The organism is Marinobacter iranensis (assembly GCF_029207565.1).
In the GTDB taxonomy this organism is placed as follows: domain Bacteria; phylum Pseudomonadota; class Gammaproteobacteria; order Pseudomonadales; family Oleiphilaceae; genus Marinobacter; species Marinobacter iranensis.
This window is the reverse complement of record NZ_JANCMW010000001.1, coordinates 565415-579641: the sequence shown is the minus strand read 5'-3', so window position 1 is coordinate 579641 and position 14227 is coordinate 565415. Positions and strand designations below refer to the sequence as shown.

Annotated in this window: 14 protein-coding genes; 6 read left to right on the top strand and 8 right to left on the bottom strand. The window is 57.9% G+C overall.

The genetic code is table 11. The features are described from left to right. Window positions 1–7 precede the first annotated feature (7 nt). Window positions 8–187: a 50S ribosomal protein L32 gene (gene rpmF, locus NLU14_RS02745; RefSeq protein ID WP_036205010.1), complete on the bottom strand. Its 180-nt coding sequence runs from the start codon at window positions 185–187 to the stop codon at window positions 8–10. Between the two features lie 70 nt (window positions 188–257). Continuing rightward, window positions 258–812, bottom strand: a complete 555-nt coding sequence (locus tag NLU14_RS02740; RefSeq protein WP_275704628.1) for a YceD family protein — start codon at window positions 810–812, stop codon at window positions 258–260. Window positions 813–963: 151 nt separating this feature from the next. Between NLU14_RS02740 and NLU14_RS02735 the strand changes: the two genes are divergently transcribed. After that, window positions 964–1569 carry a Maf family protein gene (locus NLU14_RS02735; protein WP_275704627.1) on the top strand — a complete coding sequence of 202 codons (606 nt, stop codon included), beginning with the start codon at window positions 964–966 and terminating at the stop codon, window positions 1567–1569. Here NLU14_RS02735 and NLU14_RS02730 read toward each other — a convergent pair. Genes NLU14_RS02730 through rluC form a run of 3 tightly spaced genes read right to left on the bottom strand, consistent with a single transcriptional unit; the run spans window position 1566 to window position 4382 of the window. After that, the gene (locus tag NLU14_RS02730) at window positions 1566–2606 is read right to left on the bottom strand and encodes a S49 family peptidase (RefSeq protein ID WP_275704626.1); all 1041 of its coding nucleotides are present in this window, start codon (window positions 2604–2606) and stop codon (window positions 1566–1568) included. The two genes, NLU14_RS02735 and NLU14_RS02730, sit on opposite strands and share 4 nt — an antisense overlap. A gap of 25 nt (window positions 2607–2631) precedes the next feature. Beyond that, window positions 2632–3279, bottom strand: a complete 648-nt coding sequence (locus NLU14_RS02725; RefSeq protein WP_275704625.1) for an HAD family hydrolase — start codon at window positions 3277–3279, stop codon at window positions 2632–2634. Between the two features lie 50 nt (window positions 3280–3329). Beyond that, window positions 3330–4382, bottom strand: a complete 1053-nt coding sequence (rluC, locus tag NLU14_RS02720) for a 23S rRNA pseudouridine(955/2504/2580) synthase RluC (protein WP_275704624.1) — start codon at window positions 4380–4382, stop codon at window positions 3330–3332. Window positions 4383–4978: 596 nt separating this feature from the next. On the opposite strand from rluC, the gene rne reads away from it, so the two are divergent. Both rne and NLU14_RS02710 read left to right on the top strand, forming a co-directional pair. Then, window positions 4979–8062: a ribonuclease E gene (rne, locus tag NLU14_RS02715; RefSeq protein WP_275704623.1), complete on the top strand. Its 3084-nt coding sequence runs from the start codon at window positions 4979–4981 to the stop codon at window positions 8060–8062. 3 nt (window positions 8063–8065) lie between these two features. Then, window positions 8066–8605 (top strand): YecA/YgfB family protein, encoded by a 540-nt coding sequence (locus NLU14_RS02710; RefSeq protein ID WP_275704622.1) that lies wholly within the window; start codon window positions 8066–8068, stop codon window positions 8603–8605. Here the strand turns inward: NLU14_RS02710 and NLU14_RS02705 are convergent. After that, window positions 8602–9480, bottom strand: a complete 879-nt coding sequence (locus NLU14_RS02705; RefSeq protein WP_275704621.1) for a PHP domain-containing protein — start codon at window positions 9478–9480, stop codon at window positions 8602–8604. The two genes, NLU14_RS02710 and NLU14_RS02705, sit on opposite strands and share 4 nt — an antisense overlap. 86 nt (window positions 9481–9566) lie before the next feature. On the opposite strand from NLU14_RS02705, the gene NLU14_RS02700 reads away from it, so the two are divergent. The 3 genes from NLU14_RS02700 to NLU14_RS02690 all read left to right on the top strand — a co-directional run bounded on the left by NLU14_RS02700 (window position 9567) and on the right by NLU14_RS02690 (window position 11147). Further along, window positions 9567–9866, top strand: coding sequence for a YciI family protein (locus tag NLU14_RS02700; protein WP_275704620.1), 300 nt, complete (start codon window positions 9567–9569; stop codon window positions 9864–9866). Between the two features lie 118 nt (window positions 9867–9984). Further along, complete coding sequence (locus tag NLU14_RS02695) at window positions 9985–10656, top strand: TIGR04211 family SH3 domain-containing protein (RefSeq protein WP_275704619.1); 672 nt, start codon at window positions 9985–9987, stop codon at window positions 10654–10656. A gap of 200 nt (window positions 10657–10856) precedes the next feature. Further along, on the top strand, window positions 10857–11147 hold the full coding sequence (locus tag NLU14_RS02690) for a PilZ domain-containing protein (RefSeq protein WP_275704618.1): 291 nt from the start codon (window positions 10857–10859) through the stop codon (window positions 11145–11147). A 74-nt stretch (window positions 11148–11221) separates the two neighbouring features. On the opposite strand, the gene rraA is transcribed toward NLU14_RS02690, so the two are convergent. Both rraA and ppsA read right to left on the bottom strand, forming a co-directional pair. Next, complete coding sequence (gene rraA / locus NLU14_RS02685) at window positions 11222–11704, bottom strand: ribonuclease E activity regulator RraA (protein WP_275704617.1); 483 nt, start codon at window positions 11702–11704, stop codon at window positions 11222–11224. A 27-nt stretch (window positions 11705–11731) separates the two neighbouring features. Beyond that, complete coding sequence (gene ppsA / locus NLU14_RS02680) at window positions 11732–14104, bottom strand: phosphoenolpyruvate synthase (RefSeq protein ID WP_275704616.1); 2373 nt, start codon at window positions 14102–14104, stop codon at window positions 11732–11734. Between the last annotated feature and the right edge of the window lie 123 nt (window positions 14105–14227).

Below are 14227 nucleotides of genomic sequence, written 5' to 3'. Positions count from 1 at the left end.
CGACGGCTTACTCGTCGCGAGCCTCAATTACCTGCTTGCCACGGTAAAAGCCGTCCGGGGACACGTGGTGGCGACGATGCACTTCACCGGTCGTGGTGTCAGTGGACAAAGCTGCCGTGCTCAGGGCGTCGTGTGAACGGCGCATACCGCGCTTTGAGCGGGTCTTTCGGTTCTTCTGTACAGCCATGATTATGCTCCTGACCTGATAAACGTATGTTCGTTAAATTCGCGCCGTCTTCCGATGAAAACAACGCCTGTTAATGCTTCTTCGTCCTGAGATCCGCCAGCACGCTGAACGGGTTGTCCTCGGACTTCCTGACCGGCTCATCACCGGAATCATCCGGCTCAAACGCTTCCAACTCCTTCCGGGCAGGACATTTGTCACGCTCGTGAAGCGGAAATGGCGGCAAAACCAGCAACAGCTCGTCTTCGGTCATGGACCACAGATCCGCGCTGAAATCGTCCGTCAGAAACGGCTCGAGTTCCTTTGGCAGTTGCTGCGCCTGCTCATCGCTGGTGACCAGCCCCAGCGTAAAGCTGGAGACCAGTGTCTGCTGCATGGGCCCCATGCAACGCTGACACTCCAGAGTAACTGGCGCTGCCAGTTCGCCCGTCACCATGCGTCGGCGCTCACTGTCCATGGAAAATGACAGACTCACCCGGCACACTGCGCCATCCTCAAAACCGAATACGGAATCACCAAAACGAGGCAATGCCTTCAGAGGAATTTCTCCCTCCAACACGATCTTTTGCTCCGCCAACCGGTAAGGGTCAACAGTTTTGGGCAACTCGGCACTTGAGGCTTTTGACATAGGCGCGCAATTTTAGGGGCCCGACCCGCTGCTGTCAAAGACTTCATGCGCTTTTGCGCCGGGGTTACGCCATGGATAGGTGTATTCTACGATAATATAAAGACAACCCGGACTGTCCGGGGCCGCACCCAGCACTGAATCAAGGAAACCAATGAAACCACGCCCGCTGCTGCTAGCCTCTTCCTCACCCTACCGGAAACAGCTGATGACAAAGCTTGGCTTGCCATTCCAGGCGGCATCGCCGGATGTGGACGAGTCGCCAGCCATGGATGAAAACGCGGAACAACTGGCCACACGCCTGGCCCTCAAGAAAGCCGACGCCCTGGCCGGCGATTACCCCCATCACTGGATTATCGGCTCGGATCAGGTGGCCTGCCTGGAAGACGGCACCCTGCTGAACAAGCCGGAAAGCCATGAGCGCGCCATAGAGCAGCTTGTCCGCAGCAGCGGCCAACGCGTTTCCTTTATGACAGGCCTGGTATTGCTGGACTCCAGCTCAGGAGAACGCCAGAGCCACTGCGAGCAGTTCCATGCCCACTTTCGCCAACTCAGTACGGAGGAAATCCAGAACTACCTGTACGCAGAAAAACCCTACGACTGCGCCGGCAGCTTCAAGATGGAAGGCCTGGGCATCGCCCTGTTTAACCACCTTGAAGGGCGGGACCCAAACAGCCTGGTGGGGCTGCCGTTAATTGCGCTCACCGACATGCTGCGAAACTGGGGGCTGAACCCGCTGCTCAACCCCCCGGTGTGCTAGCGGAGCTCCAGTCGCGACTCCATGATATAGCTGGCAATGCCACTACCTACGGAAACCCCGAACTGATCCACAATGTCCTGGAACGGCGACTTGCGACGACTGTAATCCACCATGTCTTCCTGACCAATCACCTGCCGGGCGACATGGGAGGAGCTGCCAAGACCATCAATAAGGCCCAGTTCCAGCGCCTGCTCGCCACTCCAGATCAACCCCGAGAACAGGCGCTCGTCATCAGCAAGCCTGTCACCCCTGCCCTTTCGCACACTCTCAATAAACTGCTCATGGGTGGTTTCCAGGACATCTTCCCAGAACCGCACTTCCTCTTCCTCTTCAGGTGAGAACGGGTCCAGGAACGCCTTGTTCTCGCCGGCGGTATAAAGCCGACGATCAACGCCGAGCTTTTCCATGATACCAGTGAACCCGAAACCGCCCGCGACGACACCAATGGAACCCACAAGACTGGCCTTGTCGGCGTATATTTCATCAGCCGCCGCCGCAATGTAATAAGCTCCGGATGCCCCGACGTCGGAAATCACCGCATACAACTTCTTGTCCGGGTACTCTTCCCGCAACCGAACGATTTCGTCATAGACATAGCCTGACTGAACGGGACTGCCTCCGGGACTGTTGATCCGCAGGATCACACCCACCGAGTTGTCAGCCTTGAACGCCTCTCGCAGCGCACCAACGATATTGTCGGCACTGGCTAACTCGTCGGCTGCAATGGTGCCCTCAATCTCCACGAGCGCCGTATGCTCTCCCTTGGTGGCGGACTCCAGAGCACCACCCAGGGGAAACTGGATCATGAGCAGCAGCGCAAAGAGGTACCCGAATGTCAGCAGCTTGAAGAAAATCCCCCAACGCCGACTCTTTCTCTGCTCGGACTGCAGCGACATCACCAGCTTTTCTATCAGCTTCCAGTCGCGGGCCGACTCCGGAGGTATCGCCGGCGACCGGCGACCACCCGAAGACTTGCCTGCCCCTTCCTCTGGCTCGCTTCCCCAGCCCGGGCTCCTGCCTGACTCCCAATCGCTCATTGATACATCCTGTTGCCGTTAAGGTTCAGAGACCAAGTACGTCGCGCAAATCTTTTACAGAGTCGACGATCGCATGTGGTGAATAATGCCCCAACACATCGCGCTTATGCACACCCCATTCGACACCGATGGATGGCATACCAATGCGCTGCGCCATTTCAAGATCATACCGGGTATCGCCGATCATAACTGCTTCCGACGGCTCAATGCCGTAAAAGCGGATAATCTCACCCAGCATCGCCGGGTCTGGCTTGGAGCGGGTTTCGTCGGCACAACGGGTAATATCGAAATGCGGGCCGAGACCGCTGGATATCAGCGCCCCCTCCAGACCACGGCGACTCTTGCCGGTGGCAACCGAGCAGCCACGCCCGCCACCCCGCAGGTCGGCGAGAACATCCGCCATGCCCTCAAAGACATTCTGTGGTGTGGTGACTTTGGCAAAGAAATAGCGTGCATAACCTTCGCGTATAGCCGTCATCTCCTCCCGGGTAATGCCGGGATACAGTTTTTCCAGCGCCTCGATCATGCCCAGGCCGATAATGTCACGATAGGCTTCGCGCTCCAGCTCCGGATACCCCAATTCAGTGGCTGCCTGGTGGAGACTGTCTGCAATGTGATCAACGGAATCCACCAGCGTTCCGTCCCAATCAAAAATTACGACCTTTACGTCCATTACTACTACCCTGCCATGGTTACCCTGCCTGCCTTTCGCAGAACAACCGGTTATTCGGATGCCGTTCGGCGCGCTGCCAGCCTGGCAATGAGTTCGCTGAAAGCCTTGTCGTATGGCGCCTCGAGATGAACAGGCTCACCGGTGGTCGGCAGCGTGAAGTCCAGTGCACGAGCATGAAGCATCAAACGCTGCCCCCCAGCGGAGCGAAAGGCCCGGAGGCTTACATCATCCATATACTTGTCATCCCCGGCAATCGGATGACCTGCCCAGGCGCTGTGAACACGAATCTGGTGAGTACGCCCGGTCACCGGAGACGCCTCCACCAGGGTATAGCCTGCAAACGACTCAAGCAGCCGAAACAGGGTCAGGGATTCCTTGCCGGTATCGTCCACCCGGACACGACGCTCGCCAGAACCCAGCTCAAACCTCAACAGGGGCTCACTGACCTTCCTGACGGTCCGCGGCCAGTCCCCGACCACCAGGGCATGATAGTGCTTGCGGATGCGCTTGTGGCGCAATTCATCCTGCAGATAACGCAACGCCGAGCGCTTCTTGGCCACCATCACCAGGCCGGAGGTATCACGATCAAGACGATGCACAAGCTCCAGGAACCGGGCTTCGGGCCGCGCCGCCCTGAGCACCTCTATCAACCCGAAGTCCAGGCCGCTGCCGCCGTGGACCGCTATGCCGGACGGCTTGTTAACCACCAGCATCTGGTCGTTCTCGAAAATAACAGCGTCCTGCATAACACCCTGGACACGGGAACCGGGAACGACTTGCGCCGGCTTTTCCTTCCGGGTAACGGGCGGAATGCGCACCTCATCCCCCGTATTCAGGCGGGTGTCAGGCTTGACCCGCCCTTTGTTCACTCTCACTTCGCCCTTACGGATAATGCGATAGATAATGCTGCGCGGCACATCACGGATTTGCGCCATCAGGTAGTTATCCACTCGCTGTCCGTGGTTATCCTCATCAACCACTACCTTGCGAACACCCTGCTTCACTTCCCCGTTCCGGGCGCCGGGCGCCTGAACGCCCCGCGCATCCGTATGCGGGCGGAATGGTGAGGACGAGGAACGCTTCTGCCTGGTAGATCTGGACATGAATACCTTACCGCTAGGAACCCTGCGGGATTGAAGGAGCGGGTGAATACTGTTATATTCCGGCGTGCTTTGCCGTTTGTCTACGGCCTGGCCAGTATGCCAGAAGCCGGAGCGGCAGAAGTATACCGACACTATTTGAGAGTTTGAACGCCGAATGCCCAATCATTACCGGGCGCGGCGGCTGAAATCCTCCCGGGTTGAAACGGAAGATGCCTGAAACGGCAACTGACCGGAAGCCGGGAGAACTAAAACCGTACGGAAAACCGTCGGGCGACATCGCGAAGAATCATTACCAGCACGCAGGGCCGGGCCGTCCAGCTTACGAATACGACGTGAGACCCAGGCACCAGCGTGAACCTGAAAAACGGATAACATGCGTCAACAGACTCTGACCCTAAGCGACACTTTCCTGCCCACAGGCAGGCGAACCGTCGGCGGTGGCCTCAGAACTCCGGGAAGACTTCCCGCAGATATCTGATTCGTCTGGCCGCCGGCTTGCCTCTGTTACAAGGGGCCCGCGGCACGCAAGTTCTGCTTCGCTGATGCCATTCCCCGGGTTTTCTGTCCAAACCAAACGACAGGAACCATTTCTTTCCATGAAAAGAATGCTGATCAATGCAACTCACCCTGAAGAGTTGCGCGTAGCCCTGGTCGACGGCCAGCGTCTGTTTGACCTCGACATCGAATCCAGCTCCCGTGAGCAGAAGAAAGCCAACATCTACAAGGGTCGCATTACCCGGGTAGAGCCCAGCCTGGAAGCCGCATTTGTGGACTTCGGCGCTGACCGCCACGGATTCCTCCCCCTCAAGGAAATCTCCAAGGAGTATTTCAAGAAATCGCCAGGCCAGATTGAAGGCAAGATCAACATCAAGGATGTTGTTGCCGAGGGCCAAGAAGTGATTATCCAGGTCGATAAGGAAGAGCGTGGCAACAAGGGCGCAGCCCTGACCACCTTTATTTCCCTCGCCGGCCGCTATCTTGTGCTTATGCCCAACAACCCCCGCGCCGGCGGCATTTCCCGCCGCATTGAGGGTGACGAGAGGGCACAGCTAAAAGACGCCATGAGCGACGTCCAGGTGCCGAAGTCGATGGGCATCATTGTTCGTACCGCCGGCATCGGCCGTACCACCGAAGAACTTCAGTGGGACCTGGACTATCTGGTCCAGTTCTGGGAAGCCATTACCCAGGCAGCTGGCGAACGAAAGGCACCGTTCCTGATTCATCAGGAAAGCAACGTTATCATCCGCGCAGTACGTGACTACCTCCGCCAGGACATCGGCGAAGTGCTGATCGACTCAGGAACGGTCTACGAGGATGTATTGAACTTCGTCCGTGCCGTGATGCCCTCGTTCGAGAACAAGATCAAGCTGTACAAGGACGAAATCCCCCTGTTCAGCCGCTACCAGATCGAAGGCCAGATCGAGACCGCCTTCCAGCGGGAAGTGAAGCTGCCTTCAGGTGGTTCGATTGTGATCGACCCGACCGAAGCACTGGTGTCCATCGACATCAACTCCTCCCGTGCCACCAAGGGTCACGACATTGAGGAAACCGCGCTTCAGACCAACCTGGAAGCGGCGGAAGAGATCGCCCGTCAGCTTCGCCTGCGCGACATGGGCGGCCTGATTGTTATCGATTTCATCGACATGACCCCCGCCAAGCACCAACGGGAAGTCGAGCAGAAAATGCGTGAAGCGCTGGAAATCGACCGCGCCCGGGTCCAGGTGGGCAAGATTTCCCGCTTCGGCCTATTGGAAATGTCGCGTCAGCGCCTGCGCCCCTCACTGGGCGAAACCCGCAGTGAAGTCTGCCCGCGCTGTGAAGGCCAGGGCACCATCCGGGGTATCGAGTCCCTGGCCCTGAGCATCATGCGCCTGATCTACGAAGAGTCTTCCAAGGAGAAGACCGGCCAGGTTCGTGCTGTTGTGCCCGTAGCGGTCGCCACCTTCCTGTTGAACGAAAAACGCAAGCAGCTGGCTGACATCGAAGCCCGTCAGGAAGTGGAAGTTGTGGTGGTACCTGCACCCCACATGGAAACACCCCATTTCGAAATCCTCCGCATGCGCGATGATGAATCAGGCGTGGAGCATGTATCCAGCTACCAGGTAGCCCAGGAATACAGCGAGCGTGAAGAAGAAATTTTCGAGGCTCCCGCTGCCCAGCCCCCTGTGCGGGAACAGGCAGCCGTTAAAGCCATTCGTCCGGTTGCCCCGGCACCGGTTCCTGAAAAAGTTGCAGAAGCAGCGACACCTGCCGAGCAGACGGAAGGGCTGTTCCGCAGGCTTGGCCGCAAGATTGCTGACTTCTTCAGCGGTGAGGAAGTCATCGGTGAACCGCCAGCGAAGCGCGAACAATCCGGTAGCCCCAATCGTGACGATCGTCGCACCCAAGGCCGCCAGGACCGTCGCAAGTCCAGGGTAGCCAGGGACGACAACCGTTCAGGTAACCGCAGTGGTACCGACCGCCGTCAGGCTGGCAGCCGCAGTGAAAGCGGTCGCGGCGATGACAACCGTAGCCGTAACCGTGGTGCAAACCGCCAGCGCGGAGAAGACCAGGGGCGCAGCACCCAGGCACAACCAGGTGGCTCCGACAAGGCAGCTGACAGCCGCAGGGACAGCAGCCGTAAGGACAGCCAGCCCCAGGGCCGTGGTCAGGGTCGCAACAAACCCCAGGGCCGCGACCAGAAGGATACCCGCGAACAGAAGGACAGGCAGGATCAGCAGGACACCAGTGCCCCGAAGGCACCAGCCGCTGATAAGTCCGGCGCTGACGAGAAACGCCGCAAGCCCAGGCGCAATCGTAACCGCGATGGCTCGCCTGCGGAGACGCCAGCCTCTACACCGTCGGATCGCAAGGCCACCCGTAGCGAAAGGCACCAGAAAGATACCCAACCGGAAGATCAGTTGGAGGACAAGAAGCCTGCAACCCAACCGGCGGGCAAACCGGAGATAGCGGCGGCTAACACTGCAGATGAAAAGCCTGCGGAGAAGCCGGCAGAGCAAACCGAGGCCCGCGTTGACACGCCGGTGCCGGAAAAGCCTGCCAGCGAAGACAAGCCGGCAGTAGAGACCACCGGGGAAACCAGCAAGCCGGATGCACCCAAGGCAGATAAAGCCGAGCCGGATGCTCCCGAAACGGACAAGGTAGAGCCGGACACCGCGGCTGAGGAAAAGCCGAAGCGCCCTGCTCGTCCGCGCAGATCATCTGCCAGGAAGCCCGCCGAGAAAAAGGCGGAAACAGCCACCGGAACTCCGGACGAGCCTGCTGCCAAGCCGGCGGCGGAAAAGGAAACGCCGGCGCCGACTGAAACAACCGAGGCATCGAAACCTGAAGCCGCTGCCAAGCCGGAGCAGGACGAAGCCAAGGTAGAAACCAAAGCGGAAACCAAAGCGGACGATACGGCCAAAGCCGAAGCACCCGCTCCGAAACCGGAAAAGGCCGAGCAACCCGCTGAATCCGGTCCGGCACCTGAACCGGCCGCACCTGATGAGAGCGTAAAGGCTGAAGATGTAAAGGCCGAGGAAGAACCCGCGCAGAAGTCTGAAGAGCCCGCGGCGGAACCGCAGAAGACAACCGACCAGGTGGATGTACCGGTAACCCCGGGCCGCGCCTACAATGATCCGAGGGAAGTCCGTAAACGTCAGCGGGCAGCCGAAGAGGCCAAGAAGGCCGGGAGTAACTGACGAATGCTATCAGATTCGGACATCGAAGCGCTGGAAGACATCTTGTTCGCGGAACCCTGGGGTGACGACGCCCTGGATTTCTTCGGTTTGCATGGGGTTGTCTGCGCCAGCGTGGTAGGCCCGGCATCATTGAGCATTGAAGATATCTTCAAGCTGGCCACCGGTGCTGACCAGACACCGGAAGGCCAGGTACCGGACACCTTCCGCAATGCCGTGGAGCAACTCGGCAGGGATATGGCCCATGCACTGGATATGGGGCAACCCCTGGAATTGCCGGAACCGGAAGATGGCGACCCGATGAATGCACTGGAAAACTGGTGCGCCGGGTTCGTGGATACCTTCCTTGAGCACGAGGACGCATGGTTGGAAGCCGGCGAGGAAGAAACCGCAGACCTGCTGGTGCCGATGCTTACACTGTCTGGATTGTTCGAGGATGAAGACTTCCAGCATGTCCGCAACAGTGAAAAGCTGTCACGACAGATGGCGGACGCCATTCCGGACTCGCTGACAGACCTGTACTTGCTGTTTCACGCACCGGACTAAACCGCTGCAGGAACCCCTGCCGGTTGTTTGAAATGATGCCAGACAGGCTCCAGGCCGTCTGGCATTTTCATGATGGAACCAAGTTCACACCAGGGCGCACCGGGAAAGTGGAAATCGCTACCCTGGGAGGCCAGCAGGTTTTCCCGGCGACACAATTCCGCCAGGAAGCCAAGGTCCCCGCTGGATTGGCCAGAGGTGGAAACCTCAATACCACGACCACCGGCCTGACGGAAGTCACCCACAAGTGACCGCAGTTTGGTAGCGGTTAATTTGTACTTCCTCGGATGCGCCAGAACAGCAATCCCCCCGGCCTCATTGATCCACCGAATGACCTCCGGCAGCTCAGGCCAGAAGCCTTTTACATCACCCGCCTTACCTGAACCGAGATAGCGTTTGAAAGCCTGGGCGACATCCTTGACCGCGCCTTCCTCCACCAGCACCTTCGCAAAGTGAGGACGACCGGGCACATCGCCGCCGGCCTTGCCGGTAGCCTTCTCCAAGAGGTCTTCTATTTTCAGCTTCGAAAGCTTGTCGGCAATCGTACGGGCACGTGACCAGCGATTGTTGTTCTGACGCTCCAGGGCCTGACGCAAGTGATCGTTGGCAGTATCAAAATCAAGGCCGACGATGTGTATGGTGTGGCTTTTCCAGACACAGGACAGCTCAGTACCGGCAATCAGCGTAATACCGGCCTCCTTCGCCGCCTCGGACGCCTCTTCAATACCGGCGATAGTGTCGTGGTCTGTCAGAGCAAGATGGCTCACCCCCTTTTCACGAGCCCGTAATACCAGCTCCTGCGGTGGCAGAGCCCCGTCAGAGGCCGTGCTATGGCAATGCAGATCAATGCAGAATTCAGCTTCTTGAGTTATAGTCACATCGTTTCCGATTTCAGAGTTAATTCAACCAGGGCCAGTGTACCAGCCGGGCAGTGCCCTGTATCAGCAAATATCCGGAGAATGCCATGTACTACGCGATCATCAGCGAGGATGTTGAAGACAGCCAGCCGCTCAGGTCCTCCGCTCGTCCTGCCCATATTGCGCGGCTCAAAGCACTCAGGGATGAAGGACGGCTGCTGGTCGCTGGCCCCCACCCCGCCCTCGATACCCCCGAGCCCGGAGAAGCAGGGTTCACCGGTAGCCTGGTTATTGCCGAGTTCGATTCGCTGGAGTCCGCCCAGGCCTGGGCGGATGCGGACCCATACGTGGATGCGGGCGTGTATCAACAAGTCACCGTCAAACCCTTCAAGGCGGTATTACCTTGATAGGCATGGTATTGGTTGCGCCTGATACCATGAGCTTTTTGTAATGAACTCCACCTTGTATGCCCCGGCATCTATGACAAAATTGCGCCTTAAATCGCTGTTCCAGGGAATAAAACCAGTGACGCCTTTACGTCTGATTACTTGCATTATTGTCTTGATGATGGCCGCAACCTCGGCTCATGCTAAAACCGTGTATGTCGACGATACACTCTATGCCCCGATCCGAAGCGGTGAAGGAACGCAGTACCGAATCCTGCACTCCGGTGTCAGAAGCGGAACCGCCCTTGAGCTTCTGGAAACCTCGGAGTCCGGATACAGCCGCGTGCGCACGCCAGACGGAATCGAAGGCTGGATGGTATCCCGCTACCTCACGGAAACCCCCATCGCCCGCCAGCGACTGGAAGCCGCAAACCGGCAACTGGAGCAGGCCCGCAATGAACTGGGCAACCTCAGGGAGCAGCTTGAAGAAGTAACCAGTGAGCGAGACGAGCTAAGGAAATCCGAAGAAACACTGGAAGCCCGTGCAGGCAGGCTCAGCGAGGAGCTTCGCAACATCAAGGAAGTGGCCTCCGATTCCATCAACCTGAACCGTCGCAACAGCGAGCTTCGAGAAGAGAATCAGAAGCTGCGCAACGACCTGGAAGTGCTCACTGCGGAAAAAGAGCGACTCGAAGCCAAGGAAGAGTCTGATTTCATGCTGCTGGGTGCTGCCCTGGTGCTGCTCGGCGTCATTCTGGCCCTGATTATTCCACTGCTCAAGCCTTCCCGTAAGACAGACAACTGGGCATAACACCACACAGCCCCGTCAACCAGCACCTCCGACTGGAGGTGCCTCCCCCTAAAAAACTACATATAGTGGTACCTCAAAAGCCTCAATACTAAATATAAGGGTCGCGCGGATTTTTATTCCCATGAATTCTTTGACGCTTCAGCCCTCAGCATTTATAAGTAACAAAACAACAACCGTGAGGTGCCGGGATGCTTGAAAACATGAAGGACTATTCAGAAAAACGCGATTTCCACCGCATGAAAATGAATTCGGAAATCGAACTTACAGACGGCAATGGCGTCCCGTTCCCTGGTGTTTGCCGGGATCTCAGCGGCACGGGCATGCAGCTTTTTGTGGAAAGGGCGTTTGCCGAAGGGGATGAAATCCATACCCTGCTGCCCTCAAGCAGTGATCAGTTTCCTCCGTTCGAAACCGTATGCCGCGTGTTGCGCTGCGAACCGGAAGAGGATGGCTTTATTCTGGGTGTGGAAATTGTGAAGGTAAAGCGCTGACCTGACAGGCCAGCGCCGATAAAGAGTTCAGGAAGGAAGTCCGGCAGCCGCTGACGGCTACCGGGAAAGTCGTATCAGGCGGTCTTAAGCGGTTTGTCAGAGACAACAATGCCGTTGTTGTCTGCATAAACGTAGTGGCCCGGGTGAAAGGTCACGCCACCAAACGCCACAGGCACGTTCAGGTCGCCGACGCCACGCTTCTCGGTTTTACGAGGGTGTGTACCCAACGCCTGAACCCCCAGGGCCGTCTTGCCAATCACGTCCACATCGCGAATGCAGCCATAGATAACCAGACCGGCCCAGCCATTGTCCGCGGCCATTTCTGCCAGCATATCGCCCAGCAGTGCAGCGCGTTTTGAGCCACCGCCATCAACCACCATTACGCGGCCATTACCCGGCAGGGCAACCTGCTCCTTCACGATCGAATTGTCTTCAAAGCACTTTACCGTGACAATCTCGCCGCCGAAGGCATCCACGCCACCAAAGTTGCGAAAACCCGGTTCCACAACAAGGACTTCCGGATAATCATCACACAGATCAGGGGTTACGATAGGCACGCTTGCGCCCTCCTTTTCTCGAAATGGTCAGTCGATTTTCTCGTCGGCAAGGAAGAACCAGGTGTCCAGTACCGAGTCCGGGTTCAGTGACACCGAGTCGATCCCCTGATCCATCAGCCATTTGGCCAGGTCCGGATGGTCTGACGGCCCCTGCCCGCAGATGCCGATGTACTTGTTGGCCTTCTTGCAGGCCCGAATGGCACTGGCCAGCAGCGCCTTGACGGCGTCGTTCCGCTCATCAAACAGGTGGGCGATGATGCCGGAGTCCCTGTCCAGGCCAAGGGTAAGTTGGGTCAGGTCGTTGGAACCGATTGAAAAGCCGTCGAAGTGCTCGAGGAATTGCTCCGCCAGCAGGGCATTGGCGGGCAGCTCGCACATCATGATCACACGCAGGCCGTTCTCGCCACGCTTGAGACCATTTTCCGCCAACAGGCTCACCACCTGTTCCGCTTCGCCCACGGTACGCACAAACGGCACCATGATCTCCACGTTGGTCAGCCCCATTTCATTACGGACTTTTTTCAGGGCCCGGCATTCAAGCTCGAAACAGTCACGGAAGGTTTCGGAGATATAGCGGGAAGCGCCGCGGAAGCCCAGCATGGGGTTTTCCTCATCGGGCTCGTACAGGGTACCGCCGATAAGGTTGGCGTATTCGTTGGACTTGAAGTCCGACAGGCGGACAATCACTTTCTTGGGCGCAAAGGCTGCCGCCAGGGTGGAAATGCCCTCAACCAGTTTGTCGACGTAGAAGTCCACCGGCGAACTGTATCCGGAAATCCGCTTTTCAACGGTCTGGCGAATATCACGCGGCAGGCCGTCAAAGTTCAGCAGTGCCTTGGGATGCACACCAATCATGCGGTTGATAATGAACTCCAGACGCGCCAGCCCCACACCTTCGTTGGGCAGTGCCTGGAAATCGAAGGCCCGGTCGGGGTTGCCCACGTTCATCATGATCTTGAAGGGGATAGCCGGCATGGAGTCGACCGTGTTCTCTTTCAGCTCGAAATCCAGGCTGCCCTCGTAGATCATCCCGGTGTCGCCTTCGGCACAGGAAACCGTTACTTCCTGGCCGTCTTTCAACACTTCCGTGGCATCGCCACAGCCAACCACCGCCGGTATGCCCAGCTCCCGCGCGATAATCGCCGCGTGGCAGGTACGCCCGCCACGGTCGGTGACAATGGCGGACGCCCGTTTCATCACTGGCTCCCAGTCCGGATCGGTCATGTCCGTGACCAGCACGTCACCGGCCTGTACGCGATCCATTTCCTTGATGCTGGTGATAATCTTGACCGGGCCGCTGCCGATCTTGTGACCGATACTGCGGCCTTCCACCAGGACAGTACCGGTTTCGTTCAGCAGATAGCGCTCCATCACATTGGCGGAGGAGCGGCTCTTGACGGTTTCCGGGCGGGCCTGGACGATGTAGATACGGCCATCGTCCCCGTCCTTCGCCCATTCGATGTCCATGGGGCGCTGGTAATGTTTTTCGATGATCATGGCCTGCCTGGCCAGTTCTTCCACTTCCGCATCGGTAATGCAGAAGCGGTTACGATCATCCTGGTCCACCTTGACCGTTTCCACAAACTGCCCGGCAGAAGGATCGGTGTGGTAAACCATCTTGATAGCCTTGCTGCCCAGGTTACGGCGCAGTACCGCAGGCCGGCCCGCAGTCAGGGTAGGCTTATGAACGTAAAACTCATCCGGGTTGACGGCCCCCTGCACCACCGTTTCGCCCAGACCGTAGGAGCCGGTGATAAACACCACTTCCCGGAACCCGGATTCGGTATCCAGGGTAAACATAACGCCACTGGCCGCGGTTTCACTACGGACCATCTTCTGGATGCCGGCCGAGAGAGCCACCTGCTTGTGATCAAAGCCATGGTGAACGCGATAGGAAATGGCACGATCATTAAACAGCGAAGCGAAGACTTCCTTCACCGACGTGCGAACCTGCTCCAGGCCCACCACGTTGAGGAAGGTTTCCTGCTGACCAGCAAAAGAGGCATCCGGCAGGTCTTCCGCCGTTGCCGATGAACGCACCGCCACCGCCAGGTTGTCGTTACCGCCGCGCAGTTTTGCGTAGGCGTCCGCGAGCGGTTTTTCCAGTGCCTCCGGAAACGGCGTATCGAGAATCCACTGACGAATCTCCGAGCCAACCCGTGCCAGTTCATTCACATCATTGATATCCAGGGCGTCCAGGGCGTTGTCGATTTTCTCCCGAAGGCCGTCTTTGGCGAGGAATTCGCGATAGGCATGGGCCGTCGTGGCAAAGCCGCCCGGGACGGTAACACCTGCATTGGCAAGATTACTGATCATTTCACCGAGGGAGGCGTTCTTTCCCCCGACCCGGTCAACGTCTGACATTCCCAGGTGATCAAACCAGATAATGTAATCTTCCAAAGCGTGTCTCCCTTGATTCGTTGTAGCAAAGAGCGAAACCGTACTGGTGGAGCAGACCTTACCCCTGCAATTCCTGCATTCTCCACTGCGGGCTCTCGAACTTGGCGTGTATGATACTGTAAC